The sequence below is a fragment of the Streptococcus sp. D7B5 genome, assembly GCF_029691405.1.
GTDB lineage: Bacteria > Bacillota > Bacilli > Lactobacillales > Streptococcaceae > Streptococcus.
Genome location: NZ_CP121467.1, coordinates 1,041,614 through 1,068,013, shown reverse-complemented (window position 1 = coordinate 1,068,013; position 26,400 = coordinate 1,041,614). Strand labels below are relative to the sequence as shown.

The following is a 26,400-nucleotide window of genomic DNA, read 5'->3' as shown; positions in this document are numbered from 1 at the left end:
GCAAAGCCCGTAAAAACCTCACAGTGAAAATAGGAAATCTGACGCAGAAACTTTAGTTTCTAGGAAGATTTGTCTTTTTCACCAAGAGGTTAGGGCGTGCTCGATTTAGCATTACTAGTTTGATTTTTAAAACTTGAACGTCGTAATGATAGGAAGAAATCCAGAGGTTGCAACCCAGCCTCTGTTTTTCGGTAAAAAGGGATGGAACCTGATTTGTTTGGGTTTTGTCTCATCAATATAAAAGAAAGGAATTGAACCCGACCTAAATTCTCGGAAAAAAGAGAAATCTGTCTAGGAGCATCGCTCCAGCGTCAGATTTCCTATTTTTCAGTCGAATTTTACGGTCTTGGTATCTTGTATGAACAATACTGAATTTTATGATCGTCTGGGGGTGTCGAAAAACGCTTCGGCAGACGAGATCAAAAAGGCTTATCGTAAGCTTTCGAAAAAATATCACCCAGATATCAACAAGGAGCCTGGCGCTGAGGAAAAATACAAGGAAGTTCAAGAAGCCTATGAGACTTTGAGTGACGACCAAAAACGTGCAGCCTACGACCAGTATGGTGCTGCGGGTGCCAACGGTGGCTTTGGTGGTGCTGGTGGCTTTGGTGGTGCTGGTGGTTTTGGTGGCTTTGACGGAGCAGGTGGCTTCGGTGGTTTTGAAGATATCTTCTCAAGTTTTTTCGGAGGAGGAGGAGCTTCACGCAATCCAAACGCTCCTCGTCAAGGGGATGACCTCCAGTATCGTGTGAACTTAACCTTTGAAGAAGCTATCTTCGGAACGGAAAAAGAAGTTAAATACAATCGTGAAGCCAGCTGTCGTACATGTAATGGCTCTGGTGCTAAGCCAGGGACAAGTCCAGTCACTTGTGGACGCTGTCATGGTGCTGGTGTCATTAACGTCGATACGCAGACTCCTCTTGGTATGATGCGTCGCCAAGTAACCTGTGATGTCTGTCATGGTCGCGGAAAAGAAATCAAAGATCCATGTACAACTTGTCACGGAACAGGGCATGAAAAACAAGCTCATAGCGTACATGTAAAAATCCCTGCTGGTGTGGAAACAGGCCAACAAATCCGCCTCGCTGGTCAAGGTGAAGCAGGCTTTAACGGTGGACCTTACGGGGACTTGTACGTGGTGGTTTCTGTTGAAGCCAGTGATAAATTTGAACGTGAAGGAACAACTATTTTCTACAAGTTAAATCTTAATATCGTCCAAGCTACTCTTGGAGATACTGTGGAAATTCCAACTGTTCATGGAGATGTTGAATTGGTTATCCCAGAAGGAACTCAGACTGGCAAGAAATTCCGCCTACGTGGCAAGGGAGCACCGAGCCTTCGTGGTGGTGCTGTTGGTGACCAATACGTTACAGTCAATGTCGTGACTCCGACAGGTTTGAACGACCGCCAAAAAGCAGCGCTTAAAGAGTTCGCAGCTGCAGGTGACTTGAAAGTCAATCCGAAGAAAAAAGGCTTCTTTGACCATATAAAAGATGCCTTTGAAGGAGAATAAAGTAAAAAGAGCCGATTGGCTCTTTTTTTGTATAATCTTGGGAAATTTAGCATCGAGCAATCATTCTCCAATTAGTCTACTATTTATACTTTTGAGTGAGCAAGCCAGCAGTATCCATCTCCTGAATGAGTTGCTTGAATTCCTCTTCCTTTCCAGGCTTAACGGTGACGGTGTCAATGCGCTTAATCGCCGAATTATCCTGAATATCTACTAAGGTCAAAGCTTTTTCATAGAATGCAATTCCCTTTTTAAGACTTTCTTGATCATTCCAAAAGAGAAGTGAGTAATTAGGGTTAAATTTCTTTCCTTTTTCTTGGAAATACTTCTCGCCCTCCTCCTTTAAAAATTGTATTAAACCGTGATTGAACAAGTTGTCCCCTACTTTATAGTAGGAAATCTCTCCTGTCTGGAGGACATAGACTTCGAGTCGGTTTTTGGTGAGTTTTGGACTTTCTTTTAGGACGGGGTGGCTATTGATGACATCATCAGAGAAAGTAACATAAAAATGTAAGCCTCCACCCTCAAATTGATACCTTCCATTTGATTCTACTTTCTTAGGAGGCATGTCAAGAGAGATAAAGATTTGTTTTAAGGCTTCATTCCCCTCACGGATGTCACTCGGTGAAGCCTTGAAAAGATTGGCCACTAGTAGAAATGCTAGGGCTGCAAGCAGGCAGAGGCAGCCGCAAGGGATCGCGATGACCTTCGCTAGAACTTTTACAAACTGTTTCATTTTCATTGCCTCCTTTTTCTGTTCAAATCTAGTAACCCAAAATGGATTTAAGGAAAGTTGGAGGCTTTCTTATACTTGTTTTTCTTCTTGGAGGATCGCCATTCTGGTTTGGAAATCTTTTTCTAAAACTTTGAATTTGTAGGTTAAATCTTTTTGGTATTCCTTGATAAGGGCTTTTTGTTGGTCGATGATTTGTAGGCTGTTTTGGATGATATCCAAATCATCCTTGATAGCTTGGACGCGGTCAGTTGTATCTAGCACTTCATCCTGAATGGCTTGGCGATTTTTTACGACAAAATAACTTCCAGCAGCAGCTCCTGCGAATAGCAGTAGATTTGATAGTTTCATGGCATCTCCTTAAGCGTTTTTAATGGTTTCAGCGACTTGGGCAAGTTTGTCAAAGTCAGGTTCGTGGGCGATAAAGTCAATCTTGAGGTCATCTTCTGCACCGTAGCGAGGTACGAGGTGTACATGGGTATGAAAGACCGTTTGACCAGCGATTTCCTCGCAGTTGGCAATGATATTCATGCCAACAGCCTTGGTAGCCTTCATGACTTTTTGAGCCACTGTTGGTACTTGGGCAAAGAGTTGGCTGGCGCTGGTAGCGTCCATCTCTAAAAGATTGCGATAGTGCTCTTTGGGTACAATGAGGGTGTGCCCAGGCGTTACTTGAGAGATATCAAGAAAGGCAAGAACCTGCTCATCTTCGTATACTTTTGAAGCAGGAATTTCCCCTGCGATGATCTTACAAAAAATGCAATCTGACATAAAATCCACCTCTACTGTATTGAATTTTGATATAATATAGCTACATTATACCAGATTCGGAGAAAATATGTTAGAAATTAAAAACCTGACAGGAGGCTATGTTCACGTCCCTGTCTTGAAAGATGTGTCCTTTACCGTTGAAAGTGGGCAGTTGGTCGGTTTGATTGGGCTCAACGGTGCTGGGAAATCAACGACAATCAATGAGATTATTGGTCTGTTGACACCTTACAGTGGGGAAATCAAGATTAACGGTCTCACCCTGCGAGAAGATGCGACCAACTATCGCAAGCAGATTGGCTATATCCCAGAAACGCCTAGTCTGTATGAGGAATTGACCCTCAGAGAGCATATCGAGACGGTTGCCATGGCCTATGGTATTGAGCAAAAAGTGGCTTTTGAGCGAGTAGAATCTTTGTTAAAAATGTTTCGTTTGGATCAAAAATTAGACTGGTTCCCAGTGCATTTTTCCAAAGGGATGAAGCAGAAGGTCATGATTATCTGTGCCTTTGTCGTAGATCCGAGTCTTTTCATCGTTGATGAGCCTTTCCTTGGGCTCGATCCTTTGGCCATTTCTGACTTGATCCAGCTTTTGGAAGTGGAAAAGCAAAAAGGCAAGTCCATTCTCATGAGTACCCACGTGCTAGACTCAGCGGAAAAGATGTGTGATGCCTTTGTCATTCTCCACAAGGGGGAGGTGCGGGCTCAGGGGAACCTCCAGCAACTGCGGGATGCTTTTGCCATGCCTGAAGCGAGTTTGAATGATATTTACTTGGCTCTGACCAAAGAGGAGGAGCTATGAAAGACTTGTTTTTAAAGAGAAAGCAGGCTTTTCGTAAGGAGTGTCTTGGTTATCTGCGTTATGTTCTAAATGACCATTTTGTCTTGTTCCTGCTAGTTCTCATCGGTTTTCTAGCTTACCAGTACAGTCAACTCCTGCAAGATTTTCCTGAAAATCATTGGCCTATCCTCTTGTTTTTGGGGATTGTCTCTGCCTTGCTTTTAGCTTGGGGAGGAATCGCGACCTACATGGAAGGACCGGATAAACTCTTTCTCTTAGTCAGTGAAGAGGAGGTCAAGTTGTACCTCAAAGGGCAGACGTCGCGTTCATTGGTTTTCTGGACAATTGTTCAAACCCTCTTTTTACTCTTGTTTGCACCCTTGTTTTTAGCCATGGGCTATGGCTTGCCAGTCTTTCTTGCCTATGTGCTTTTATTAGGAGCTGGGAAATACTTCCTCTTTCGCCAAAAAGCCAGTAAATTTTATACTGAGACTGGGCTTGCCTGGGACTACGTTATCACCCAAGAAAGCAAGCGCAAGCAAGTCTTGCTTCGTTTCTTTGCTCTCTTTACTCAGGTCAAGGGCGTTTCAAATAGTGTCAAGCGTCGCGCTTATCTGGATTTCCTCCTAAAGACTGTTCAAAAGGTGCCTGGGAAGATCTGGCAAAATCTCTATCTTCGTTCGTATCTGCGAAATGGAGACCTCTTTGCTCTCAGTCTTCGCCTCTTGCTCCTATCCTTGTTAGCTGTGATTTTTATCGAGCAGTCTTGGATTGCGACGGCAGTGGTTGTTCTATTTAATTACCTCATGCTCTTCCAGTTGTTGGCTCTCTATCGTGCTTTTGACTACCAGTATTTGACCCAGCTCTTTCCTTTAGAAAAGGGTGAAAAAGAGAAGGGACTACAGGAAGTTATCCGAGGATTGACAGGTTTTGTTTTAATGGTTCAACTGATAGTTGGTTTGATTACCCTCCAAGAAAAACTAGCCCTTCTAGCCCTGCTTGGAGCTGGACTGGTTTTACAAGTCTTGTATTTGCCTTATCAGGTAAAACGTCAGATGCAGGATTAATCTTACTTATAGGACACTAAAAAAGAAGTTGAGTTCAGTCTGTCTCAGCTTCTTTTATTTTCTACAAGATAATAGTTGGTCCGTAGAGACTTAGCTTGGTTTTGACTTGGTCAAAGTGGAAACGGTCATAGGCCCGCCAAGCGGCGCGAGTAGGAGCATCTGGATTGAGAGCGCTGAGACCCAGGAGAAGACTGGAAGTCTGGTAAAATTTTTCCAGCTCAATCAAGAATCGATTATCCACTGTCTCAGTTTTAGAGAGAAAGTCAAGGATATTGTTCAGCTGCTCCTGAAAGCGGACATCGTCAGCTGTTGCCTGTTTGCAGACTTGGTAGGCTTTGTTTAAGTCAGTAATCAAAGTATGAGCTCTTTTAATAGGGTCTGTATCTGTCATGAGAATGCCTCCTTTGTGATGGTTCTAAAGCTGTTTCAAGTGATTGTCTTTCTATAATCATAGCTTATCACTTTTAATTCTTTTTTTATCTTCAAATCTTTAATTGTCATTGAAATTTCCTGAATGGTTATTGCAGGATTTTATGATAAAATAATTGTAAGATTATCATAGCCATTTTGCGAATGATTCGACACTTTAGGAATTTTTGAGAACCGTTTAGGATTTGGTGAAAAATAGTTTCTAGATTTATGCTATCCTCTTTTTAGGAGGTTTTATCCATGAACTACATTATCATCCAAAAAGAGAAAGAAATTTTCAAATTAAACATAGAGGATATCTACTATATCCAAACGCATCCAAGCAAAGCCCATACCGTGCAGATTGTTACAGAAAACGCTAGCTTTGATCTATTTCAAAATTTAAGCAATCTTGAGAAACAATATGGAGAAACCTTGACGAGATGTCATCGAAATTGTCTGGTTAACCTTGAACGGCTAAAATCCATGGATATCCAATCAAAGACTCTTTTTCTTGGAGAAGAAGGTCGATATGCTGTTCAGTATGCCAGACGTCGCTATAGAGATATTCGCCAAAGATGGTTGAAACAAGGAGAGTAAGAAGATGAGAATATTTGTTTTAGAAGATGATTTCTCCCAACAAGCTAGGATTGAAACGACGATTGAGAAACTCTTGAAAGAACATCATATCATTCCCAGCTCTTTTGAAGTCTTTGGCAAGCCAGACCAACTTCTGGCAGAGATGCATGAGAAGGGAGCACATCAGCTATTCTTTTTGGACATTGAGATTCGAAATGAGGAGATGAAAGGCCTAGAAGTGGCAAGAAAGATTCGGGATCGAGATCCTTATGCCCTGATCGTCTTTGTGACGACTCACTCGGAGTTTATGCCCCTGTCCTTTCGCTACCAAGTGTCTGCTTTGGACTACATTGATAAGTCCTTGTCGGCAGAGGAGTTTGAGTCTCGTATCGAGACAGCTCTTCTCTATGCCGATAGTCAAGACAGCAAAAGCCTGGCGGAAGATTGCTTTTACTTTAAATCAAAATTTGCTCAATTCCAGTATCCTTTTAAAGAGGTTTACTATCTCGAAACGTCTCCTAGAGCCCATCGTGTTATTCTCTATACCAAGACGGATAGGCTGGAATTTACGGCGAGTCTAGAGGAGGTTCTCAAGCAGGAGCCTCGTCTCTTGCAGTGTCATCGTTCTTTTCTCATCAATCCTGCAAATGTGGTGCATTTGGATAAGAAAGAAAAACTGCTTTTCTTTCCCAATGGTGGAAGTTGTCTAATCGCGCGTTATAAGGTTAGGGAAGTTTCTGAGGCTATCAATAATTTGCATTGAGCTAGGAGAATTTATGAATATTGCTTGGATATTATTGTATACACTTATTACTAATGGGCTAGAAATTGTCATTTTCTTTAAGGTAGATGGAATTGATCTTACTTTCGAGAGGATTTTTAAGGCCTTTCTTCTGAAATTTCTCCTAGGGGCCATTTTTGCGACTTTTCAATTTTTAGCTGTGAGTGAATATTTGTCATATTTTATAGAACCTTTGTTTGGCATAGGGTTATCTTTCTTATTGTTAAGAGGGCTTCCTAAAAAACTCCTTTTCTTTTATGGTCTCTTTCCAATGATATTGGTGAATCTCTTTTATAGAGGTGTTTCTTATTTTGTTCTTCCATTTTTGGGACAAGGGCAAGTATATGACAGTTATTCATTTATTTGGTTATGTATAATGATTTTCAATTTCTTCATTTCTCTAGTCTTTTTGAAATGGTTGGACTATGATTTTACTAGTTTGAGAAGGGAGATTCTAGATAAAGGTTTTCAAAAGTCCTTGACTAAAATTAACTGGATAATGGGAACCTACTATCTAGTTATGGAAACTCTGTCTTTCTTTGAATATGAACAAAGCATTCAATCAAAGACTGTTCGCCATCTGATCCTAGTGTTTTACATGCTCTTTTTTATGGGGGTTATCAAGAAGCTGGATACCTATTTGAAGGAAAAACTTCAGGAGAAACTGAACCAAGAACAGGCCCTGCGCTATAGAGATATGGAACGGTATAGTCGGCATATAGAGGAGCTTTATAAGGAAGTTCGGAGCTTTCGTCATGATTATGCCAACCTCTTGACCAGCTTAAGCCTAGGCATTGAAGAGGAGGATATGGAGCAGATAAAAGAGATCTACGACTCCGTCTTGAAGGATTCTAGTGAAAAATTGCAGTACAACAAATATGACCTTGGTAGATTGGTGAATATTCGGGATCGTGCCCTCAAAAGTCTCCTCGCAGGAAAATTTATAAAAGCCAGAGAAAAGGATATTGTCTTTAATGTCGAAGTTCCTGAGGAGATTCAAGTTGAGGGGATGAGTCTACTTGATTTTCTAACCATTGTGTCTATCCTTTGTGACAATGCTATTGAAGCTAGTGAAGAGGCCAGTCAACCTCATGTTTCAATCGCCCTTTTTAAAAATGGGGCACAGGAGACCTTTATCATTGAAAACTCCATCAAAGAAGAGGACATAGATGTTTCTGAAATCTTCTCTTTTGGAGTTAGTTCTAAAGGGGAGGAGAGAGGAGTTGGTCTTTATACCGTTGTGAAGATAGTGGAAAGTTATCCCAATGCTAGTCTCAATACTATCTGTCAAGATCAAGTCTTTCGTCAGATACTTACTATGATGTATACAGAATGATGAAAATAAGACCGAGAGTTCTTGTATCTCGATCTTATTTTTTTATAGTTGTATTGGCTGATGAAGTCCTTGTGTGATGTTATGAGAATATCTATTAACGCTATATAAGAAATTTTCCCACCATCCTCCACCTGTAATCTGGTTGAGTTCAGTAGTTGTTAGTTCTTGAAATGAAGTTAGGTTTTGATTCTTATCCATGTTATGATTCTCCTTTTTGATAAGATAATAAATAGTTCTAGAGTGTTATCTGAAAATTAATCAGAATGTGTTAAAATTTTATCTTTGAAATAATCAAAATATGTTTTCTTTGCAGTTACACTAGTGACTCGACCTTGTAGGCCATATTGGATGAGTTTACTGTTCTCACCAGATAGTTTTACAAGAGCGGTTAATTTAAAGAGATTTCCTTGCTCTGTTCTGGTAGGGGTTTGATCAATGCTCTGAAGTTGGCCGATGATGGTAATGCCGTGTTTTCCAATCTTCTCAAGCTTTAATCTTACAGTTTGTCCTTTATCTAGTAAGGGGAGATAGTCAGATGATACGTAGTAAGTGATTAGTACTTCTCTTGTATCTGTGATGACAGGAAATATTTGAGCAATTTCTGTACCAGTTGGAATTCTATTTTTACCTTCAAATTCGCTGTTCAGATGAACGATACCTTTACTTGGAGCGGTTAAGGTATTGTTTTCCAAGCGCTGTGTCGCTTGATCTAGTTGTACTTTTAATTCTGTTAATTGATTCTCCACGGTTAGTTGTTGCTGAGAAGCTGTCTGTAAAAACTGAGTGCGAAGTACTTCAATTTTGGTTGCTAAACTATTATCATAAGTTGCTACACTTCCGATACCAGCTTGCTGAATTTTGAGACTTGCGATAGATGATTCAAGATTTGCAATACTTTGATTGATTTGAGATAAAAATGGCTCATCTGCAGTTTCTTGTGTTTGTTCTTGAGAGGCTACAAGATAACGATTCAAAATTGACTGGTGTGGATTGCCAGTCGGTAAGCGTGCTCTTTTGTTTATGATAGCATCTCTCAGCTCCTGGTATTCTCCAATTTGTTGTTGAACTCTTGTGATTTCTTGTTCAATAGCTGATGAACTGCTATTGGCAAGGTTGGCTTGATTTGCAACCTCAGTGTTAGTCTTTGAGATACCTAGTTCAATATCATGAGCTTGTTTAGTAAAATTCATAAAGGTATTATAGTAGCCAAATTCATCCTCACCAGAAAAAAGATCGGTATTTTTTTCTAAGCTTTGTTTCAAAATTCCAAGTCCTTCTTTTTGCTTCTCAAGTCTTTGTAACTGAGTTTCTAAGGCAGTTTTCTGACTTTCTTCCATTGTTTCAGAGTATTTGATGAGTAAGTCACCTTTTTCAACTACTTGATTTGCCACTAAATGATTAGCTAAGATAGTATTATCACTGGTTGACTGAATGGATGCAATGACACTTGTAGGAGTGACTTCTCCTTGCGATGTAACAGTAATCTCTTTTGTAGCAACAAGGGAGAAAATCACGATGAAAGTAAACAGTAATGAAAGTGGTATGATCAATACTGTCGCATAATTATGGTAACGTCTCTGATAAAACTCGACGCTTCTAAAAAGATTAGGATTCATAACATTCTCCTTATTTGTTGAATAGATGATGGTAGAAGCCTTGCGCCTGTATTAACTCTTGATGACTACCAACTTCAATGATTTTCCCTTGGTCAAGAACAATGACACGGTTAGTCCGTTCGGCTATACTGAGACGATGGGCTACAAAGAGAATGGTTTTATCAGTTAGGGACATAAGATTATCTATAACCTTTTTCTCAGTCAAAACATCGAGAGCACTAGTAGCTTCATCTAGTATTAAAACAGGAGATTTAGTTAAAAGAGCACGAGCGAGGGCTATTCGTTGCTTTTGTCCTCCTGATAGACCAGCTCCATCAGAGAGCTGAGTTTGATAGCCCATAGGCATTCTTTCAATATCTTGACGGATTTCAGCTAATTCGCAAGCTTTTAGAATATCTTCTTGGCTAATCATACTATTACCGCCCAAGGTTAAGTTTTCCAAGATAGAGCCATTAAAGATATAGGCTTGTTGGGGCAGGTAATTAATATGACGTCGCAAGATTTTTTTATCAATATTTTTAATATCCTGATGATTGATGGTAATCTGTCCTTTGTAAGGGTCAAAGAAATTGACAATCATTTTGGCTAGAGTTGTTTTACCAGAACCACTAACTCCAACCAGGCTAACCTTATCACCTTCTTTAATTGTTAGATTGATATCTGTTAAGGTATCTCGTCCAAAACCATACTTATAAGAAAGGTCATCAAATTCAATATCGCCCATCAAAAAATGTGAATGAACAGAGTTTTCTTGAACTTGAAATTCAGATTCAACTAGATAGACTTCGTTCAAACGGTTATTAGCGACCTTCGCAGATTGGAGTTTGGTTTGGAGGTTGATAATATTTTCCATAGGAGTTGTAAAGTAAGAAAGAAGTGTGTTAAAGGTAATCAGCTGACCGATAGAAATTTTACTAGACATAACTAATTGAGCCCCAAACCATAGGATAAAGATATTAAGAACTAACTTTGTTCCTTGTTTTAAATTAGTTTGTAAAATAGAATATTTAGTAAGTTTAAAGGATTTTTCCAAATAATCGACAAATTCGCTGTCTATATTTTGATAGCGATTTTCTTCACTCGTGAGCGACTTTATAGTTTCAATCCCGTTGATATCTTCGATAATAGCAGAGCTAACCATAGAATTACTTTGCATGACATCATGGTTCATTTTTTCGAAAGGCTTCATAAAAGAAAAGATGATGAACATGTATATAGGAATGGAAATAAGAGAAAGAAGGAAGAGATTAGGGTTTTGTGCCAGTAAGACGCCCCCTACAAGAATCAGAATAGAAACATCCAGAAAAAGAGAAAGAATGGTAGAAGCCAAGGCATCTATAATAGAGTTAGCATCTGTGAACCGTGAAATGATTTCTCCTGTACGACGTGTCGCAAAGAAAGACATAGGAAGTTCAAAAATATGGCGAATATAGGATAAAATCACATCAATACTTAATCTCTGACTCAGAACAGTTAGGAGATAATCTCTGGAGAAGCTCATGGCTTGTTGGAGGATATAGGTGATAATTAGACCAATTGAGATAATTCCTAAAGTTGATTTCATCTGATTTGGGATGTATTCATCTAAGATTCCTTGGAGATAATAAGAACCACCGATATTGATAATAGTGACTAATAAGCTTGAGAGAACAATGTAAGCAATGAGAGATTTTTGTTTGAAAATCAGAGGTAGGAAGCTCAGTAGACCATTCTTTTTATCTTTATGGGGTTGATAGCTGGGTTTGGGAGCTAGAAAAATAGCTACTCCAGTCCATTCAGAGAAAAAGCGTTCTTTTGACATTTTGGTGATTTTTACAGAAGGATCAGGATCACCAATAATCAGATAGTCTTTCTTTGTTTGATAGACAACATAGTAATGTTGGAGTTTTCCTTCTTTGTTAACGTGAACAATAAATGGATAGGGGACATCACTCATGTCAAAGAGAGTTTTATCTGCTTGAACAGGTCTTGTTTCAAAACCCATTTCATTTGCGGCTTTTACAATGCCAAGAGCAGTCGTTCCTTCTTTATTGGTCTTTGCAAGTTCTCTCAAGTGAGCTAGAGAAAAATCTGAACCATAGAATTTGGCAATCGAGGCTAAGGCAGCGACACCACAGTCTCTAGCATCTATTTGAGGAACAAATGTACGTTTATAAGAAGTCATTGGCAATTCCTTTCATATAATATGATGAGTTTATTATGCCATAATAATAAGTTCATATTTTATGAAATCTTGAATTGTCATTGAAACTTCCTGAATGGTAAAAAATGATTAGAAATTATCTTTTTTTTAAAAATTTAGAGGTGGTTTCAAATGAAAAGCTAATTCAAGACGTTTCGATGACAATTCAAGATTTGGACGAAAAACTTTAACAAACAATGATATACTAAACTTGTCAAAGTTGCAACAGGACAAAGATTAGAAATAAAATGGAGGTATTCATCATGGATACAAAAATGATGGAACAATTTGAGATTATGGATACTGATATGCTTGCTTGCGTTGAAGGTGGCGGTTGGATAAAATGTGGACTAGGTGTAGTTGGAGGTGCATTGACTGGAGGAGTTGATGGTGGTGCTGTGGGAACTGTAACGCTACCTTTCTTTGGTACTGTATCTGGGGCTGCTGCTGGTTTTTGGGGTGGAGCGGCAACTGGAGCTGCTACATTCTGTTAGAAATCACTCTTCATTGATAAGATGAACTTACTTGAAATGGAGTAAATAATTATGGATAAGAAAAAAATAGTTTCAACTATAGTATTTATAGTATTTCTTATAGTGTCAGTGGCTAATTTTTTTAGAGACTTAACCCAATTATTGTTCATTTTAAATATTATTGGTCTGTCTTGTTTTTTAGTGTTAACATACGTTAACATAAAAGAGATGCTCTCAAATAGAAGTAAATGATGATTTGGTTAGTCCTAGAACCAATCAACTCATGTTCATCGGCTTGACAAGCTTTATGTCTATTATTTGTTTGTATAGGGGTATCACAGCAGGAGAATTCTATCAACAATTAATTGCCTACATTGGTGCTATTCTCTGCTTGCTTATCATGCTTCTGCTCATTTGGGGATTGAAGTATTATAAAAAGTAGAAGCTAATGAAGTATAAAAGGGTAAGTGTTTTCGAAACACTTACCTTTTATAATAAAGTTTTTGCAATTCAAGACGTTTCGATGACAATTCAAGATTTGGATGAAAAATTTTAAAAAACAATGCTATACTAAACTTGTCAAGGTTGCAACGAGACAAAAATTAAAAATAAAAAAGGGAGTATTTGTCATGGATACAAAAATGATGTCACAATTTTCTGTTATGGATAATGAAATGCTTGCGAAAGTTGAAGGAGGTTTCGGAGGTTGGGGAGATATGATTTCTGGTTTATTGGGTGGGCTAGCACCTTCTCCAACTTTGGATCAATTAAATGGTAAGTGGCCTATTATACATTTTTCAAAACCATGTGGTCCATATGGTATAGGGGGAACTCCAAACTCATGTAATGGTATTTAAAAAGGATTGAAGCTATGAAGGCAAAATATGGGAATCAAATTGTTGATGTTTGGGAAATTGGTCAAGCAACTCCTAAACCAAGTTGGGTAGAGGAAGCTTTTCAAAAAAATTATATGGTTTGGTTGGATAATCATGTGCGCATTCTAATGGCAGGTCTCAACACTTCTCTCGCAACGAATATCAAGTTTGGTCTAGTTGGAACAGTTGGAGGAGGATTCGCTGGTTATGGAATGTATGTTCTTGGTTATCCAGGTGATTATATAGATATCACCAATCATAGAGTTGTTTCTGCTAAAACATTTCACAAAAGTTATCAAATTTTAGAAAATGATTAGATATCATTTAATTGTAATGGAGAAAGCAATGAAAAAAATATTTTAAAAAAAAACGGACCATCTTTCTTGCGAGATTGTTCCTAGGTCAGTTGCCCTTACTTGTCTCTACTTATCTATTTCTATCTCGTCAGTTTTTAAATTTTTCCTTGGTTTTCCAATTTCTTTTAGTGGTTATTAACTTAGCTTCTATTTTTGTTACTGTTTATCTCACTAGGGGAATGAGGATAAGAGGGTTTGAAGATGATGATTTGGTTAGTCCTAGAACCAATCAACTCATGTTCACCGGCTTGATAGGATTGATGTCTATTATTTGTTTGTATAGAAGTATCACAGCAACAGAATCCTATCAGCAATTAATTGTCTACATTGGCGCTATTCTCTGCTTGATTATCATGCTTCTGCTCATTTGGGGCTTGAAGTATTATAAAAAGTAGAAGCTAATGAAGTATAAAAGGGTAAGTGTTTTCGAAATACTTACCTTTTATAATAAAGTTTTTGCAATTCAAGACGTTTTGATGACCATTTAAGATTTAGATGAATTTGTAATCTTAAATAAGGTAAGATAAAGATAACAAATGTAAAGGAGTATTCTTATGAAGAAACAAAATATAAAATCGCTATTACTTGTGCCACTTGTATTTGCATCTATTACTACGGGTGTTGTATATGCAGAAGAGCAGACTACTTCTTCCTCTATACAGACTAATGATAGTTCTCTTGTGGCACCAGATTTGCCATCGACTAAGGAAAAGGTGGAGAATAAACCTTCTATTGTAACCCCAGAAGAGTATGAACAGAATGTTGAGAACTTTAAAAAGATAGATATTGAAGCTGTTCGTCAATATTTTACAGAGGATCAATTGGAACATACTATTTATTTTGGTAGAAAAACTTGCTCTCATTGTCGTCAATTTTCTCCTGAATTGAAAGAATTTAATAACTTGATTGAAAAGAAGTTAGAGTATTATGATTTGGATGGTAAGGATTTTGATGGGGAAGCGAGAGAGTTTCTATTTAAAAAAGTCGGTATTCCAGGAACACCAACAATTTTGTATTTAAGAAATGGACGTCCGATATCTGGATGGGTTGGTGGGGGAGCGACTGCACAACAGGTTTATGATTATATGTACTCGAGAAACTCACCTAAGCAAACGGAAATAATAGCATCGTCCGAGGAAACAGTAACTGAAAATGTGCATGATGAGAAAACCAGAAATGACAGCATGAGTACTAGTGATAAAGTTGTAAGTGAAAGCAAAGTTATGAGTGATGAAAAAAGAACCGAAATGAAAATATCCAATGATAATCCCAATTCTAATAGTGAAAATAGTGGGAAAGTGGAGAGTATAAACTCAACTTCCAAAGCTAAAACTACTCAATCTGGCGATTTAGCAATGTTAGACAATAAGAATCAATTGGAAACTCTCAAACCTATTTTTGATGCTGCTCAAGAAAATAAAACTCCTTTAACCGATGTTAAGGGAAGCCAATCTATTACTTCGAATGAAAAATTATTACCGAAAACAGGAGAGGAAGAAAGTTACCAACTGATTCGGCTAGCTGTCGCGTTTCTTATGGCTTCTATAATGATTAAAGTGAAACAAAAAATTCATAAATAAAAATAGATGGTAAACAGGTGCAATGATATTATTTGTTTGTAATAACATATGGCTAGAATTTGCCTATAGACAAGAGTGAAAGGGCAAGCATGTTTTTAATGCTTGCTTTTTAAATTTTTTAACAATTCAAGACGTTTCGATGGCAATTCAAGATTTGGATGAAAAAAATTAATAAACGATGATATACTAAACTTGTCAAAGTTGCAACAAGACAAAAATTAAAATTAAGATTAAAATGGAGGTATTCGTTATGGATACAAAAATGATAGGACAATTTCATGAAATGGATATAACTATGTTATCCAGTATTGAAGGAGGCAAGAATAATTGGCAAACTAATGTCTTAGAAGGTGGTGGTGCAGCTTTTGGTGGCTGGGGCTTAGGAACAGCCATTTGTGCTGCGAGTGGTGTTGGAGCGCCATTTATGGGAGCATGTGGATACATAGGAGCTAAATTTGGTGTGGCTCTTTGGGCAGGAGTAACAGGTGCAACGGGTGGATTTTGATAAAAGGAGATTTGTATGAATACTTATTATAATGTAGATGAAACAATGCTAAGTGAGATTTATGGAGGTAATTCCGGAGGAGCGGCTGTAGTTGCTGCTTTAGGTTGTGCAGCGGGTGGAGTGAAATATGGGAAGTTTCTAGGACCATGGGGCGCTGCAATAGGAGGAATTGGAGGAGCATTGATTTGTGGATATTTAGCCTATAGTGCTACATCATAAAAATGGAAGATATATTTTATGAAAGCTGTATTCTATATAATTCTCTTCGCTTTCCAAACATATCTTATTTATCTATCTATAAGTACCTCTGATAAAAAACAAAAGACTATTGAATTAACATCATTGAATTGTTTTGTCATATTATTTCTAATCTATGATAAATTATTTTTTCTCTTCATTGCCTATGTTTTTTTGATAATTTTTATATTAAACTTGTTCCGTAACTGAAAAGTTATATACGATATGAATACAAAAATGATGGAACAATTTAAGATTATGGATACTGATATGCTGGCTAGCATTGAGGGAGGAACTGATTGAGGAACAGTAGGAAAAGGAACTGTCTATGGAGCAGGTATCGGAGTTGCTATGTGTACGGTAGGAGGGCTCCTTACTAGTGGTTCAGCATGGACTATGACTGCTGGCTGTGCTTGGGCTGGAGCTAAACTTGGTGGTGCTTTTACTGCAATTGCTGATAATATTTGGCCATAGAAGGGAGTAGAAATTATGTTTGATTACAAAATAGTAGACAATCAAGAATTAAGTAATATTTCTGGAGGTGGATTGGGAGGAGATGTAGTTGTAGGAGCCTTGTCGGGTGCATTTCAGGCAGGACAATCTTGTATCGCTGGAGGCCCTCAAGCTTACTTGATTTGCGCAACAGGGGGCGCTATAGTAGGTGGCATTATAGCTTTTGGATTGAGACCCCCAAAATAGTTTTAAAAAGGAATGGGTGTTGATATGTTAAATGAAACTATAATTCAGCTTATACTCATTGCAATTTGTTGTGTGTACATTATTTTTAACACCAAGGCTGATAAAAACCCAAAGAGAGGATATCGTACAGCTTTGTACCTTTTCGTTATGGCTGGTATTATATCCTATATTATGAATTATCTGAACTGGTTAGATTTTTTCTTACTGATAACTCCGATAATGTGTCTATTTAAATTTGAAGATAAATGGAGTTAGCAACATTTGACACTTCAATAGGTTATTAACTATCCTTTGGCTCATTGTCAACTGTAGTGAGTTGAAGAAAAGCTAAGATCGAGAAAGGACGAATTTCGTCCTTTCTTTTTTGAGTAAGACGGGCATGTCGTGTATTTGATGTGTAAGTCCTCCGTGTGCACCCGCTACCGATGAATTCAATAGCGATTCTCAAGCCTGACTATCGTGAGGTAGCGGGGAGAAGAAGGCATAGCGAAATCGTGGCTTAAAGAACAGGAATGTTATAGTAAGACACGTTTAGAGGATAAAGTGGCTTCACACTCTAAAGCACAAATAGGTATACTGATGGAAGAGTTAATCTATAGAGGATTACTTCAACACGCCTTTTTTAAACATTCGCGATTTGGCCTTGATTTGCTCCTTCCTTCCATTTTATTTGCACTTCCTCATTTTTCAAGCCTACCTAGTTTGTTAGATATTTCCGTCTTTGCAACATTTGGAATCATCCTTGCCGGTTTGACCCGCTATACCAAGAGCATTTATCCATCTTATGCGGTGCATGTTATCAATAATATTGTCGCGACATCACCATTTTTGCTGACTTTTTTACACAGGATATTTAGCTAAAAATAGTGGAGTAAAAATAATTATCGATTCTAAGAAGAGACTGGGACAAAAGTCTAATCTTAAATATAAAAAGCGAACAAAATCAGTTATCTAACACTCAGAATTCTGTCTTGTTAGCTTTTTTGTCTAATCTATCGATTTTAAAAATTTATAATATAGAATTCCTAAAATCAAAATCTTTTTGTCCCAGTCTCTTCTTATTAGTTGATTGGGAAGATTGTGCTCTTTGAGTAATTCAAGATGTTTCGATGACAATTCAAGATTTGGATGAAAAAAATTAATAAACGATGATATACTAAACTTGTCAAAGTTGTAACAAGACAAAAATTAAAAATAAAAAAGGAGTATTTGTCATGGATACAAAAATGTTGTCACAATTTGAAATTATGGATACTGAGATGCTTGATCATATAGAGGGTGGAGATGTATCTGATATTTATAGAGGGTATGCTTATCAGGGAAGTCCATTTGGTTCTTACCCTTCTATATTAAAAAATTCAGGTCCTTTTCCAGTAAGTGGGTACTGCCCGCGTGGTTATCGTGACCTTGGTTATATAGGAGCAGGTTTTCATTTATGTGGAATATAGGCTGAAATATGAGAAATGAGGAAGAATTTCTATGAAAAAGTATCAGCTTCTATTCAAAACAAGTGCAATTTTATCCTACCTATTTTTCGTATTTGGTCTTTCTCAGCTGACGCTTATCGTCCAAAACTATTGGCAATTTTCTTCTCAGATAGGCAATTTATTCTGGATTCAAAATATCTTGAGTTTACTTTTTATTGGAGTCATGATTGTGGTTCTTGTTAAGACAGGCCATGGTTATCTCTTTCGCATTCCAAGAAAAAAATGGCTTTGGTATTCGATTTTGACAGTATTAGTGGTAGTGTTCCAGATCTCTTTTAACGTTCAGACAGCTAAACATGTTCAGTCAACTGCGGAAGGTTGGGCTGTATTGATTGGTTATAGTGGGACTAACTTTGCAGAGCTAGGTATTTATATAGCCCTGTTCTTTCTGGTTCCACTGATGGAAGAGTTAATCTATAGAGGATTACTGCAACACGCTTTCTTTAAGCATTCGCGATTTGGTCTTGATTTGCTTCTTCCTTCTATTTTATTTGCTCTCCCTCATTTTTCAAGCCTGCCTAGTCTGTTAGATATCTTCGTCTTTGCAACAGTTGGAATCATCTTTGCTGGTTTGACCCGCTATACCAAGAGCATTTATCCATCCTATGCGGTGCATGTTATCAATAATATCGTAGCGACATTACCATTTTTGCTGACTTTTTTACATAGGGTCTTAGGGTGAAAAAACCAAAAGGCTTGCTTTTTAGCTATAGAGGAGGTTATCATGTATAAACACTTATTTTTTTTAGATTCAAAAACTTTAGACTGGTTGACACCTTATATTCTAGTCTTGGCTTCTGATACTATTGCCTTTAGTGTTTTTGTGCTAACCTTTGTATCTGTTGTGGTCTTTTCTTTCCTAAATCCCATGCTAGCTTTCATGTCTATATTCTTAGGAGCTGGCTATGTGGTCGGATTTTGGTTACTAAAATGGTTTGTTTTGGAAAGACTAGAGCTAAAGGATGACGTGTAGGGAAGTCTGTTTGGTGGGGAGGATAGTTTTATGGCCATTTTTAATAAATGTCATGCCTTGTTTTTGGGATTTTTAGTCTTTGCAATCGTTGGTGCAGCGGGATATTCCGTCAATCAAGGAGATTATTTTCAACACCAGTACACATTCATTGTTGTAAAGACTCTCTTGCTTTTCCTTAGTTTTGGCTATGCGAGATGGTTTGATATGATTTCTTTGGGGATTTTAAGCAAGAAACAACTCTTGCTGTTCATTGGAATCTTTCTTCTTACGGTGCTGGTAAATATAGGCTATCATGCTTTTTTCTCAGTTGCTTCTGGTGCCTCGGCTCAACACCTTGAGGAAACGAGTAAAGGACTTCCGCTTTCCTTTATTGTAAGTGTTACAGTTTTGGGACCAATCCAGGAGGAACTCATGTTCAGAGGACTTCTTCAGGGGGCTATATTTGAAAATTCTTGGTTAGGGCTTGTACTGACTTCCTCTCTCTTTTCTTTCATGCATGAACCTTATGATGTGCCTTCGTTTTTCTATTATCTACTTGGGGGCTTATTGCTGGGCTTTGCTTACAAAAAGAGCCAAAATTTGTGGGTTTCTACTCTAGTCCACATGTCTTACAACAGTTTGCCACTTTTAACTTATTTCTAAAAATCATGAAAAGGTAAGCAGAAGACGGTGCTTGCCTTCTTTAAGCTATAATGATAGCTTGAGCCAATTGAGATGCTTTTCTTTGAGAATCAGGTGTGGAGCGGTTGACGAATAGATCAAAAACTAGTAGAATAGTAGGGAAACTTTATACGGAGGAAAGAAATGGACTTGGGTGATAATGAGCTAACGCTGACCCCGATACCTGGGAAGAGTGGCAAAGCTTATATGGGAAGCTACCCTGATGGGAAGCGCGTCTTTGTAAAAATGAACACCTCTCCAATCCTACCTGGCCTAGCCAGAGAACAAATCGCTCCTCAATTATTATGGACTCGTCGTTTGCCAGATGGCAGTGATATGTGTGCTCAGGAATGGCTGACGGGCAAAATCTTGACCCCTTACGACATGAATCGCAAGCAGATTATCAATATCTTGAACCGCCTCCACCGCTCGCGTCCCTTGATGAAGCAGTTGAGCCGTTTGGGCTATACCATGGAAACACCAGTTGATTTGCTACGTTCTTGGCAACAAGGAGTACCAGAAATCTTGAAGCAGAATCACTATTTGAACAGTGTGATTGCGGAGCTAGGTAAGACGGTTCCAGGTTTTAGAGAAGACCATGCAACGATTGTGCATGGGGATCTTCGCCATAGTAATTGGATTGAGACAGAGAGTGGACTCGTTTATCTAGTGGATTGGGATTCGGTTCGTCTGACGGATCGTATGTTTGATGTGGCGCATTTGCTATGCCACTACATTCCAGATTATCAGTGGCGTCAATGGTTGAGAGACTACGGCTATAAGTACAATCAGACAGTGTTAGATAAATTGTATTGGTATGGTCAGTATTCTTACTTGAACCAGATTGCCAAATACTGTGAAAATCAAGATTTAGACAATGTAAACCGGGAGATTTATGCCTTGCGCGTCTTCCGTGATAAGTATGGAAAGAAGAGATGAGAGTTAGAAATCGTAAAGGGGCGACAGAATTACTAGAGGCTAATCCCCAGTATGTGGTCCTCAATCCCTTGGAAGCTAAAGGGAAATGGCGAGACTTGTTTGGAAATGATCATCCGGTTCATGTTGAAGTTGGAAGTGGCAAAGGGGCCTTCGTATCAGGAATGGCCAAACAAAACCCTGACATCAACTATATCGGGATTGATATCCAAAAGTCGGTATTGAGTTATGCCTTGGACAAGGTTCTTGAAGTTGGAGTGCCCAACATCAAGTTGCTGTGGGTAGATGGTTCAGATCTGACCGACTACTTTGAAGACGGTGAGATTGATCGTTTGTACCTAAACTTTTCAGATCCCTGGCCTAAAAAACGCCATGAAAAACGTCGTTTGACTTACAAGAGTTTCTTGGACACCTTCAAGCGCATCTTGCCTGAGAATGGGGAAATCCATTTCAAGACGGATAACCGTGGCTTGTTTGAGTACAGCTTGGTGAGTTTTTCTCAGTATGGGATGAAACTCAATGGTGTTTGGTTGGACTTACATGCCAGTGATTTTGAAGGCAATGTTATGACAGAGTATGAGCAAAAATTCTCCAGCAAGGGTCAAGTAATCTACCGAGTTGAAGCAGAATTTCAAAAAATAGCTTGAAAACTAGTCGTTTGAGTGCTAATGCTTTACATAAATTGACAAACGTGCTATACTGATAGTAAGAATATAAGAAAGAGAGGCGGGGAAATATCTTCGCCTCTTGCTTATGAGGAGGTGGACGCAATCGCAACAATCGTAGAATTAGTCAGAGAAGTTGTAGAACCTGTCATCCAAGCGCCTTTCGAGCTCGTGGATATCGAGTATGGAAAGATTGGCAGTGACATGATTCTTAGTATTTTTGTAGATAAACCCGAAGGAATTACCTTGAACGACACGGCAGACCTGACAGAAATCATCAGTCCTGTCCTAGATACCATCAAGCCTGATCCCTTCCCAGAACAATATTTCCTAGAAATCACCAGTCCAGGCTTGGAACGTCCTTTGAAAACCAAGGATGCTGTCGCTGGAGCAGTTGGGAAATACATCCATGTCGGGCTCTACCAAGCCATCGATAAGCAAAAAGTCTTTGAAGGAACCTTGCTGTCCTTTGAAGAGGACGAGTTGACTATGGAGTATATGGACAAGACACGTAAGAAAACCGTCCAAATTCCATACAGTTTAGTATCAAAAGCACGTTTAGCAGTAAAACTATAGAAAAGAAAGGATATCTTTTGAGGATTCAAAAGTAAAAAGAACATGAGTAAAGAAATGCTAGAGGCCTTCCGCATTTTGGAAGAAGACAAGGGAATCAAAAAAGAAGACATCATCGACGCAGTAGTAGAGTCGCTTCGTTCCGCTTATCGCAGACGCTATGGTCAATCAGACAGCGTAGCTATTGACTTCAATGAAAAAACAGGAGACTTTACAGTTTATACTGTCCGTGAAGTTGTTGATGAAGTATTTGATAGCCGTTTGGAAATCAGCTTGAAAGATGCCCTTGCCATTAATTCAGCCTATGAGCTTGGTGACAAAATCAAGTTTGAAGAAGCACCAGCTGAGTTTGGTCGTGTAGCAGCCCAATCTGCCAAACAAACCATCATGGAAAAAATGCGCAAGCAAACACGTGCCATCACCTACAATACTTATAAAGAACATGAACAAGAAATCATGTCTGGTACAGTAGAACGATTTGACAACCGCTTTATTTACGTCAACCTTGGCAGCATCGAAGCCCAATTGTCAAAACAAGACCAAATCCCTGGAGAAGTTTTTGCTTCCCATGACCGTATCGAAGTCTACGTTTACAAGGTTGAAGACAATCCTCGTGGTGTCAACGTCTTTGTTAGCCGTAGCCATCCAGAAATGATCAAACGTTTGATGGAGCAAGAAATTCCAGAAGTCTACGATGGAACTGTTGAAATCATGAGCGTAGCCCGCGAAGCTGGTGACCGTACGAAAGTTGCCGTTCGTAGCCACAATCCAAACGTGGACGCTATCGGGACAATCGTTGGACGTGGTGGTGCCAATATCAAGAAAATCACCAGTAAATTCCACCCAGCTCGTTACGATGCCAAGAGTGACCGCATGATTCCTGTTGAAGAAAACATCGACGTTATCGAGTGGGTAGCAGATCCAGCTGAGTTTATCTACAATGCTATCGCACCTGCAGAGGTTGACCAAGTTATCTTTGATGAAAATGACAGCAAACGTGCCTTGGTCGTTGTACCTGATAACAAGCTTTCTCTTGCGATCGGTCGTCGTGGACAAAACGTTCGCTTGGCAGCTCATTTGACGGGTTACCGTATCGATATCAAGTCTGCCAGCGAGTTTGAAGCTATGGAAGAAGCAGGTCAAGTGGATTACGCAGCTGCGGACGAATTGACAGAAGAATAAAAGCTGCTAGAGGAGGGAAAGATGAAAACAAGAAAAATCCCTTTGCGCAAGTCTGTTGTATCCAACGAAGTGATTGACAAGCGTGATTTGCTCCGCATTGTCAAGAACAAAGAAGGACAGGTCTTTATCGATCCGACAGGCAAGGCCAATGGCCGTGGCGCTTATATCAAGCTAGACAATGCAGAAGCCCTAGAGGCAAAAAAGAAGAAAGTCTTTAACCGCAGCTTTAACATGGAAGTGGAAGAAAGCTTTTATGACGAGTTGATCGCCTATGTTGATCACAAAGTGAAAAGAAGAGAGTTAGGACTTGAATAAGCAAAAGATAAGTAATCTCTTGGGACTTGCTCAACGAGCAGGCCGGATCATATCAGGTGAGGAATTGGTGGTCAAGGCCATCCAAGATCAGAAAGCCAAGCTAGTCTTTCTAGCACAGGATGCTGGTCCCAATCTGACCAAGAAGATTCAAGATAAAAGTGACTATTATCAAGTAGAAGTTATAACCGTGTTTTCAACACTGGAATTAAGCATAGCAGTCGGAAAATCGCGAAAGGTTTTGGCTGTGACAGATGCTGGATTTACAAAGAAAATGAGGTCTCTTATGGAATAGAAGAGGAGGACATGATTTGTCTAAGAAAAGATTGTACGAAATCGCAAAAGAACTTGGAAAAGAAAGTAAAGAAGTTGTAGCGCGTGCAAAAGAGTTGGGCTTGGATGTGAAAAGCCACTCATCGAGCGTGGAAGCTGCTGCTGCTGAGCAAATCGCAGCTAGCTTTAAACCTGCACCTGCTCCTAAGGCAGAAGCAAAACCTGCAGCACCAAAAGCAAGTGTAGAAAAGAAAGCTGAAAAGCCTGCATCATCTAAACCAGCTGCCGCAAAGGAAGAAAGAAAATCAGCTACACCTGCAGCTCCTAAGGAAGAAAAAGTAGTGGCCGCAAGACCACAGAGTCGAAACTTCAAGGCGGAGCGTGAGGCGCGTGCCAAAGAGCAGGCAGAGCGACGCAAACAAAACAAGGGCAACAACCGTGACCAACAACAAAACGGCAACCGTCAGAAAAATGACGGCCGTAATGGTGGTAAACCTGGTCAAGGGAACCGCGACAATCGCCGATTCAACGACCAAGGGAAAAAACCACAAGGTCAAGGGAATCGTGGCAATGATCGCCGTCAGCAACAAGACTTCCAGCCAAAACAAGCTGGACCACGTGTTGACTTTAAAGCCCGTGCAGCAGCCCTAAAAGCAGAGCAAAATGCAGAGTACGCACGCTCAAGCGAGGAGCGCTTCAAACAATCGCAAGCTGCCAAAGAAGCCTTGGCTCAAGCTAACAAACGCAAGGAGCCAGAGGAAATCTTTGAAGAAGCTGCTAAGCTAGCTGAACAAACGCAGCCAGCAGTAACAGTAGCTCCTGTAGTGAAAGAAGCGCCAGTGGATACACGTCGTAAAAAACAAGCTCGACCAGACAAAGAACGTGATGATTATGATCACGAAGAAGATGGTCCTAGAAAACAACAAAAGAATCGAAGTAGTCAGAATCAAGTGAGAAATCAAAGAAATAGTAACTGGAATAACAACAAGAAAAATAAAAAAGGGAACAAGCAAAACAACCGTAACCAGACTCCAAAACCTGTTACAGAGCGTAAGTTCCATGAATTGCCAACAGAATTTGAGTATACAGATGGTATGACTGTTGCGGAAATCGCAAAACGTATCAAACGTGAACCAGCTGAAATCGTTAAGAAACTCTTTATGATGGGTGTCATGGCTACACAAAACCAATCCTTGGATGGGGAAACCATCGAACTCCTCATGGTGGATTACGGTATCGAAGCCAAACAAAAGGTTGAAGTGGATAATGCCGACATCGAACGTTTCTTTGTCGAAGATGGCTATCTTAACGAAGATGAATTGGTTGAGCGTCCACCAGTTGTAACCATCATGGGACACGTTGACCATGGTAAGACAACCCTCTTGGATACCCTTCGTAACTCTCGTGTAGCGACAGGTGAAGCAGGTGGTATCACGCAGCATATCGGTGCTTACCAAATCGTGGAAAATGGCAAGAAGATTACCTTCCTTGATACACCAGGACACGCGGCCTTTACTTCTATGCGTGCGCGTGGTGCATCTGTTACCGATATTACTATCTTGGTTGTAGCGGCCGACGACGGGGTTATGCCTCAGACTATTGAAGCCATCAACCACTCAAAAGCAGCGAACGTTCCAATTATCGTAGCCATCAATAAGATTGATAAACCAGGTGCCAACCCAGAACGCGTTATCGGTGAATTGGCAGAGCATGGGGTTATGTCAACAGCTTGGGGTGGAGATTCTGAATTTGTTGAAATCTCAGCTAAATTCAACCAAAATATCGAAGAATTGTTGGAAACAGTCCTTCTTGTAGCTGAAATCCAAGAACTCAAGGCAGACCCAACAGTGCGTGCGATCGGTACGGTTATCGAAGCGCGCTTGGATAAAGGAAAAGGTGCGGTCGCAACCCTTCTTGTCCAACAAGGTACCTTGAATGTCCAAGACCCAATCGTTGTCGGAAATACCTTCGGTCGTGTCCGTGCTATGACCAATGACCTTGGTCGTCGTGTTAAGGTTGCAGGTCCATCAACACCAGTTTCTATTACTGGTTTGAATGAAGCGCCAATGGCGGGTGACCACTTTGCGGTTTACGAAGATGAAAAATCTGCGCGTGCAGCAGGTGAAGAACGTGCCAAACGTGCCCTTATGAAACAACGTCAAGCTACCCAACGTGTCAGCCTTGAAAACCTCTTTGATACACTTAAAGCTGGTGAGCTTAAGTCAGTTAACGTTATCATCAAGGCCGACGTACAAGGTTCTGTTGAAGCCCTTTCTGCCTCGCTTCAAAAGATCGATGTGGAAGGTGTCAAAGTTACCATCGTCCACTCGGCAGTCGGTGCTATCAACGAATCTGACGTGACCCTTGCGGAAGCTTCAAATGCCTTTATCGTTGGTTTCAACGTACGCCCTACACCACAAGCGCGTCAACAAGCTGAAGCTGACGATGTAGAAATCCGTCTCCACAGCATTATCTATAAGGTTATCGAAGAGATGGAAGAAGCCATGAAAGGGATGCTTGATCCTGAATTCGAAGAAAAAGTTATCGGTGAAGCAGTTATCCGTGAAACCTTTAAGGTATCTAAAGTCGGAACTATCGGTGGATTCATGGTTATCAACGGTAAGGTTACCCGTGATTCTAAAGTCCGTGTTATCCGTGACGGTGTCGTAATCTATGATGGCGAACTCGCCAGCTTGAAACACTACAAAGACGACGTCAAAGAAGTTACAAACGGTCGTGAAGGTGGATTGATGATTGATGGCTACAATGATATCAAGACTGATGATGTGATTGAGGCCTATGTCATGGAAGAAATCAAACGATAATAGAGAAACGATAGCTCATTTGACTCGT

At 39.6% G+C, this 26,400-nt stretch carries 32 protein-coding genes and 2 pseudogenes; 27 read left to right on the top strand and 7 right to left on the bottom strand.

What is annotated here, in order from left to right; all coding sequences use genetic code 11:
* Positions 1-358: 358 nt before the first annotated feature.
* On the top strand, positions 359-1,513 hold the full coding sequence (gene dnaJ / locus P8P68_RS05270) for a molecular chaperone DnaJ (RefSeq protein WP_278275717.1): 1,155 nt from the start codon (positions 359-361) through the stop codon (positions 1,511-1,513).
* A 79-nt stretch (positions 1,514-1,592) separates the two neighbouring features.
* Here dnaJ and P8P68_RS05265 read toward each other — a convergent pair whose 3' ends face one another.
* The 3 genes from P8P68_RS05265 to P8P68_RS05255 form a co-directional block, all read right to left on the bottom strand.
* Positions 1,593-2,246: a hypothetical protein gene (locus P8P68_RS05265; protein ID WP_278275716.1), complete on the bottom strand. Its 654-nt coding sequence runs from the start codon at positions 2,244-2,246 to the stop codon at positions 1,593-1,595.
* 69 nt (positions 2,247-2,315) lie between these two features.
* Positions 2,316-2,594, bottom strand: a complete 279-nt coding sequence (locus tag P8P68_RS05260) for a hypothetical protein (protein ID WP_125384973.1) — start codon at positions 2,592-2,594, stop codon at positions 2,316-2,318.
* A gap of 9 nt (positions 2,595-2,603) precedes the next feature.
* On the bottom strand, positions 2,604-3,014 hold the full coding sequence (locus P8P68_RS05255; protein WP_125384974.1) for an HIT family protein: 411 nt from the start codon (positions 3,012-3,014) through the stop codon (positions 2,604-2,606).
* Between the two features lie 67 nt (positions 3,015-3,081).
* On the opposite strand from P8P68_RS05255, the gene P8P68_RS05250 reads away from it, so the two are divergent.
* Both P8P68_RS05250 and P8P68_RS05245 read left to right on the top strand, forming a co-directional pair.
* Positions 3,082-3,813: an ABC transporter ATP-binding protein gene (locus tag P8P68_RS05250; RefSeq protein WP_101800368.1), complete on the top strand. Its 732-nt coding sequence runs from the start codon at positions 3,082-3,084 to the stop codon at positions 3,811-3,813.
* Positions 3,810-4,859, top strand: a complete 1,050-nt coding sequence (locus P8P68_RS05245) for an ABC transporter permease (RefSeq protein ID WP_278275715.1) — start codon at positions 3,810-3,812, stop codon at positions 4,857-4,859. The genes P8P68_RS05250 and P8P68_RS05245 overlap by 4 nt, the downstream gene beginning before the upstream one ends.
* Before the next feature lie 61 nt (positions 4,860-4,920).
* Here the strand turns inward: P8P68_RS05245 and P8P68_RS05240 are convergent, their stop codons facing one another.
* Entirely contained in the window at positions 4,921-5,250 is a 330-nt protein-coding gene (locus P8P68_RS05240) for a helicase BlpT (protein ID WP_084940459.1), read from the bottom strand.
* Between the two features lie 278 nt (positions 5,251-5,528).
* Here P8P68_RS05240 and P8P68_RS05235 point away from each other — a divergent pair, with 278 nt between their 5' ends.
* From P8P68_RS05235 to P8P68_RS05225, 3 genes are read left to right on the top strand one after another with little or no spacing between them, the layout of a single operon-like run.
* Entirely contained in the window at positions 5,529-5,867 is a 339-nt protein-coding gene (locus tag P8P68_RS05235; protein ID WP_247924444.1) for a LytTR family transcriptional regulator DNA-binding domain-containing protein, read from the top strand.
* Between the two features lie 4 nt (positions 5,868-5,871).
* Positions 5,872-6,609, top strand: coding sequence for a LytTR family DNA-binding domain-containing protein (locus P8P68_RS05230; RefSeq protein ID WP_070800389.1), 738 nt, complete (start codon positions 5,872-5,874; stop codon positions 6,607-6,609).
* Positions 6,610-6,622: 13 nt separating this feature from the next.
* Positions 6,623-7,963, top strand: a complete 1,341-nt coding sequence (locus P8P68_RS05225; RefSeq protein WP_221161141.1) for a sensor histidine kinase — start codon at positions 6,623-6,625, stop codon at positions 7,961-7,963.
* Between the two features lie 42 nt (positions 7,964-8,005).
* On the opposite strand, the gene blpC is transcribed toward P8P68_RS05225, so the two are convergent.
* The 3 genes from blpC to blpA are packed head-to-tail and all read right to left on the bottom strand — an operon-like array spanning position 8,006 to position 11,743.
* On the bottom strand, positions 8,006-8,161 hold the full coding sequence (gene blpC / locus P8P68_RS05220; RefSeq protein WP_000360258.1) for a quorum-sensing system pheromone BlpC: 156 nt from the start codon (positions 8,159-8,161) through the stop codon (positions 8,006-8,008).
* Between the two features lie 56 nt (positions 8,162-8,217).
* Positions 8,218-9,579, bottom strand: a complete 1,362-nt coding sequence (locus P8P68_RS05215; protein WP_278275714.1) for a bacteriocin secretion accessory protein — start codon at positions 9,577-9,579, stop codon at positions 8,218-8,220.
* 10 nt (positions 9,580-9,589) lie between these two features.
* The gene (gene blpA, locus P8P68_RS05210; RefSeq protein WP_070800392.1) at positions 9,590-11,743 is read right to left on the bottom strand and encodes a peptide cleavage/export ABC transporter BlpA; all 2,154 of its coding nucleotides are present in this window, start codon (positions 11,741-11,743) and stop codon (positions 9,590-9,592) included.
* A gap of 281 nt (positions 11,744-12,024) precedes the next feature.
* On the opposite strand from blpA, the gene P8P68_RS05205 reads away from it, so the two are divergent.
* From P8P68_RS05205 to infB, 21 genes and pseudogenes are all read left to right on the top strand, one after another.
* The gene (locus tag P8P68_RS05205) at positions 12,025-12,255 is read left to right on the top strand and encodes a bacteriocin class II family protein (RefSeq protein ID WP_247924443.1); all 231 of its coding nucleotides are present in this window, start codon (positions 12,025-12,027) and stop codon (positions 12,253-12,255) included.
* Between the two features lie 608 nt (positions 12,256-12,863).
* Positions 12,864-13,091 (top strand): bacteriocin class II family protein, encoded by a 228-nt coding sequence (locus tag P8P68_RS05200; protein WP_247924455.1) that lies wholly within the window; start codon positions 12,864-12,866, stop codon positions 13,089-13,091.
* A 14-nt stretch (positions 13,092-13,105) separates the two neighbouring features.
* Positions 13,106-13,426: a hypothetical protein gene (locus P8P68_RS05195; protein ID WP_000645118.1), complete on the top strand. Its 321-nt coding sequence runs from the start codon at positions 13,106-13,108 to the stop codon at positions 13,424-13,426.
* A gap of 59 nt (positions 13,427-13,485) precedes the next feature.
* Entirely contained in the window at positions 13,486-13,860 is a 375-nt protein-coding gene (locus P8P68_RS05190) for an immunity protein (protein WP_125384985.1), read from the top strand.
* 159 nt (positions 13,861-14,019) lie between these two features.
* Entirely contained in the window at positions 14,020-15,045 is a 1,026-nt protein-coding gene (locus P8P68_RS05185; protein WP_070800394.1) for a thioredoxin domain-containing protein, read from the top strand.
* 250 nt (positions 15,046-15,295) lie between these two features.
* Positions 15,296-15,550 (top strand): two-peptide bacteriocin subunit BlpM, encoded by a 255-nt coding sequence (blpM, locus tag P8P68_RS05180; RefSeq protein WP_000379951.1) that lies wholly within the window; start codon positions 15,296-15,298, stop codon positions 15,548-15,550.
* Positions 15,551-15,565: 15 nt separating this feature from the next.
* Entirely contained in the window at positions 15,566-15,769 is a 204-nt protein-coding gene (locus P8P68_RS05175; protein ID WP_001099737.1) for a Blp family class II bacteriocin, read from the top strand.
* A 243-nt stretch (positions 15,770-16,012) separates the two neighbouring features.
* Positions 16,013-16,261 (top strand): annotated as a pseudogene (locus P8P68_RS05170) (Blp family class II bacteriocin).
* Between the two features lie 15 nt (positions 16,262-16,276).
* A complete protein-coding gene (locus P8P68_RS05165) occupies positions 16,277-16,486 on the top strand; it encodes a Blp family class II bacteriocin (RefSeq protein ID WP_049537864.1) in 210 nt (69 codons plus the stop codon).
* Positions 16,487-17,062: 576 nt separating this feature from the next.
* Positions 17,063-17,347 (top strand): annotated as a pseudogene (locus tag P8P68_RS05160) (CPBP family intramembrane glutamic endopeptidase); the annotation flags it as partial.
* 353 nt (positions 17,348-17,700) lie between these two features.
* The gene (locus P8P68_RS05155; RefSeq protein WP_000379953.1) at positions 17,701-17,934 is read left to right on the top strand and encodes a ComC/BlpC family leader-containing pheromone/bacteriocin; all 234 of its coding nucleotides are present in this window, start codon (positions 17,701-17,703) and stop codon (positions 17,932-17,934) included.
* Positions 17,935-17,965: 31 nt separating this feature from the next.
* Positions 17,966-18,655 (top strand): CPBP family intramembrane glutamic endopeptidase, encoded by a 690-nt coding sequence (locus P8P68_RS05150; protein WP_247917016.1) that lies wholly within the window; start codon positions 17,966-17,968, stop codon positions 18,653-18,655.
* A 42-nt stretch (positions 18,656-18,697) separates the two neighbouring features.
* Positions 18,698-18,946: an immunity protein BlpZ gene (gene blpZ / locus P8P68_RS05145; RefSeq protein ID WP_278275713.1), complete on the top strand. Its 249-nt coding sequence runs from the start codon at positions 18,698-18,700 to the stop codon at positions 18,944-18,946.
* A gap of 30 nt (positions 18,947-18,976) precedes the next feature.
* Positions 18,977-19,588 carry a type II CAAX endopeptidase family protein gene (locus P8P68_RS05140; RefSeq protein WP_278275712.1) on the top strand — a complete coding sequence of 204 codons (612 nt, stop codon included), beginning with the start codon at positions 18,977-18,979 and terminating at the stop codon, positions 19,586-19,588.
* 162 nt (positions 19,589-19,750) lie between these two features.
* Positions 19,751-20,545, top strand: a complete 795-nt coding sequence (locus P8P68_RS05135; RefSeq protein ID WP_278275711.1) for a phosphotransferase family protein — start codon at positions 19,751-19,753, stop codon at positions 20,543-20,545.
* On the top strand, positions 20,542-21,189 hold the full coding sequence (trmB, locus tag P8P68_RS05130; RefSeq protein ID WP_278275710.1) for a tRNA (guanosine(46)-N7)-methyltransferase TrmB: 648 nt from the start codon (positions 20,542-20,544) through the stop codon (positions 21,187-21,189). Before P8P68_RS05135 ends, trmB begins: the two co-directional genes overlap by 4 nt.
* A gap of 114 nt (positions 21,190-21,303) precedes the next feature.
* Positions 21,304-21,783 carry a ribosome maturation factor RimP gene (gene rimP / locus P8P68_RS05125; RefSeq protein WP_000338692.1) on the top strand — a complete coding sequence of 160 codons (480 nt, stop codon included), beginning with the start codon at positions 21,304-21,306 and terminating at the stop codon, positions 21,781-21,783.
* Positions 21,784-21,825: 42 nt separating this feature from the next.
* Positions 21,826-22,962 carry a transcription termination factor NusA gene (gene nusA / locus P8P68_RS05120; protein WP_000032278.1) on the top strand — a complete coding sequence of 379 codons (1,137 nt, stop codon included), beginning with the start codon at positions 21,826-21,828 and terminating at the stop codon, positions 22,960-22,962.
* 21 nt (positions 22,963-22,983) lie between these two features.
* The gene (locus P8P68_RS05115) at positions 22,984-23,277 is read left to right on the top strand and encodes a YlxR family protein (protein WP_000857560.1); all 294 of its coding nucleotides are present in this window, start codon (positions 22,984-22,986) and stop codon (positions 23,275-23,277) included.
* On the top strand, positions 23,270-23,569 hold the full coding sequence (locus P8P68_RS05110) for a YlxQ-related RNA-binding protein (protein WP_001041399.1): 300 nt from the start codon (positions 23,270-23,272) through the stop codon (positions 23,567-23,569). Before P8P68_RS05115 ends, P8P68_RS05110 begins: the two co-directional genes overlap by 8 nt.
* A 16-nt stretch (positions 23,570-23,585) precedes the next feature.
* Entirely contained in the window at positions 23,586-26,372 is a 2,787-nt protein-coding gene (gene infB, locus P8P68_RS05105; protein ID WP_278275709.1) for a translation initiation factor IF-2, read from the top strand.
* Positions 26,373-26,400 lie beyond the last annotated feature (28 nt).

Excerpts from the sequence above, each read along its gene's own strand:
- dnaJ (WP_278275717.1), top strand. The coding sequence starts at position 359 with ATGAACAATACTGAATTTTATGATCGTCTGGGGGTGTCGAAAAACGCT.
- P8P68_RS05265 (WP_278275716.1), bottom strand. The coding sequence starts at position 2,246 with ATGAAACAGTTTGTAAAAGTTCTAGCGAAGGTCATCGCGATCCCTTGC.
- P8P68_RS05260 (WP_125384973.1), bottom strand. The coding sequence starts at position 2,594 with ATGAAACTATCAAATCTACTGCTATTCGCAGGAGCTGCTGCTGGAAGT.
- P8P68_RS05255 (WP_125384974.1), bottom strand. The coding sequence starts at position 3,014 with ATGTCAGATTGCATTTTTTGTAAGATCATCGCAGGGGAAATTCCTGCT.
- P8P68_RS05250 (WP_101800368.1), top strand. The coding sequence starts at position 3,082 with ATGTTAGAAATTAAAAACCTGACAGGAGGCTATGTTCACGTCCCTGTC.
- P8P68_RS05245 (WP_278275715.1), top strand. The coding sequence starts at position 3,810 with ATGAAAGACTTGTTTTTAAAGAGAAAGCAGGCTTTTCGTAAGGAGTGT.
- P8P68_RS05240 (WP_084940459.1), bottom strand. The coding sequence starts at position 5,250 with ATGACAGATACAGACCCTATTAAAAGAGCTCATACTTTGATTACTGAC.
- P8P68_RS05235 (WP_247924444.1), top strand. The coding sequence starts at position 5,529 with ATGAACTACATTATCATCCAAAAAGAGAAAGAAATTTTCAAATTAAAC.
- P8P68_RS05230 (WP_070800389.1), top strand. The coding sequence starts at position 5,872 with ATGAGAATATTTGTTTTAGAAGATGATTTCTCCCAACAAGCTAGGATT.
- P8P68_RS05225 (WP_221161141.1), top strand. The coding sequence starts at position 6,623 with ATGAATATTGCTTGGATATTATTGTATACACTTATTACTAATGGGCTA.
- blpC (WP_000360258.1), bottom strand. The coding sequence starts at position 8,161 with ATGGATAAGAATCAAAACCTAACTTCATTTCAAGAACTAACAACTACT.
- P8P68_RS05215 (WP_278275714.1), bottom strand. The coding sequence starts at position 9,579 with ATGAATCCTAATCTTTTTAGAAGCGTCGAGTTTTATCAGAGACGTTAC.
- blpA (WP_070800392.1), bottom strand. The coding sequence starts at position 11,743 with ATGACTTCTTATAAACGTACATTTGTTCCTCAAATAGATGCTAGAGAC.
- P8P68_RS05205 (WP_247924443.1), top strand. The coding sequence starts at position 12,025 with ATGGATACAAAAATGATGGAACAATTTGAGATTATGGATACTGATATG.
- P8P68_RS05200 (WP_247924455.1), top strand. The coding sequence starts at position 12,864 with ATGGATACAAAAATGATGTCACAATTTTCTGTTATGGATAATGAAATG.
- P8P68_RS05195 (WP_000645118.1), top strand. The coding sequence starts at position 13,106 with ATGAAGGCAAAATATGGGAATCAAATTGTTGATGTTTGGGAAATTGGT.
- P8P68_RS05185 (WP_070800394.1), top strand. The coding sequence starts at position 14,020 with ATGAAGAAACAAAATATAAAATCGCTATTACTTGTGCCACTTGTATTT.
- blpM (WP_000379951.1), top strand. The coding sequence starts at position 15,296 with ATGGATACAAAAATGATAGGACAATTTCATGAAATGGATATAACTATG.
- P8P68_RS05175 (WP_001099737.1), top strand. The coding sequence starts at position 15,566 with ATGAATACTTATTATAATGTAGATGAAACAATGCTAAGTGAGATTTAT.
- P8P68_RS05165 (WP_049537864.1), top strand. The coding sequence starts at position 16,277 with ATGTTTGATTACAAAATAGTAGACAATCAAGAATTAAGTAATATTTCT.
- P8P68_RS05155 (WP_000379953.1), top strand. The coding sequence starts at position 17,701 with ATGGATACAAAAATGTTGTCACAATTTGAAATTATGGATACTGAGATG.
- P8P68_RS05150 (WP_247917016.1), top strand. The coding sequence starts at position 17,966 with ATGAAAAAGTATCAGCTTCTATTCAAAACAAGTGCAATTTTATCCTAC.
- blpZ (WP_278275713.1), top strand. The coding sequence starts at position 18,698 with ATGTATAAACACTTATTTTTTTTAGATTCAAAAACTTTAGACTGGTTG.
- P8P68_RS05140 (WP_278275712.1), top strand. The coding sequence starts at position 18,977 with ATGGCCATTTTTAATAAATGTCATGCCTTGTTTTTGGGATTTTTAGTC.
- P8P68_RS05135 (WP_278275711.1), top strand. The coding sequence starts at position 19,751 with ATGGACTTGGGTGATAATGAGCTAACGCTGACCCCGATACCTGGGAAG.
- trmB (WP_278275710.1), top strand. The coding sequence starts at position 20,542 with ATGAGAGTTAGAAATCGTAAAGGGGCGACAGAATTACTAGAGGCTAAT.
- nusA (WP_000032278.1), top strand. The coding sequence starts at position 21,826 with ATGAGTAAAGAAATGCTAGAGGCCTTCCGCATTTTGGAAGAAGACAAG.
- P8P68_RS05115 (WP_000857560.1), top strand. The coding sequence starts at position 22,984 with ATGAAAACAAGAAAAATCCCTTTGCGCAAGTCTGTTGTATCCAACGAA.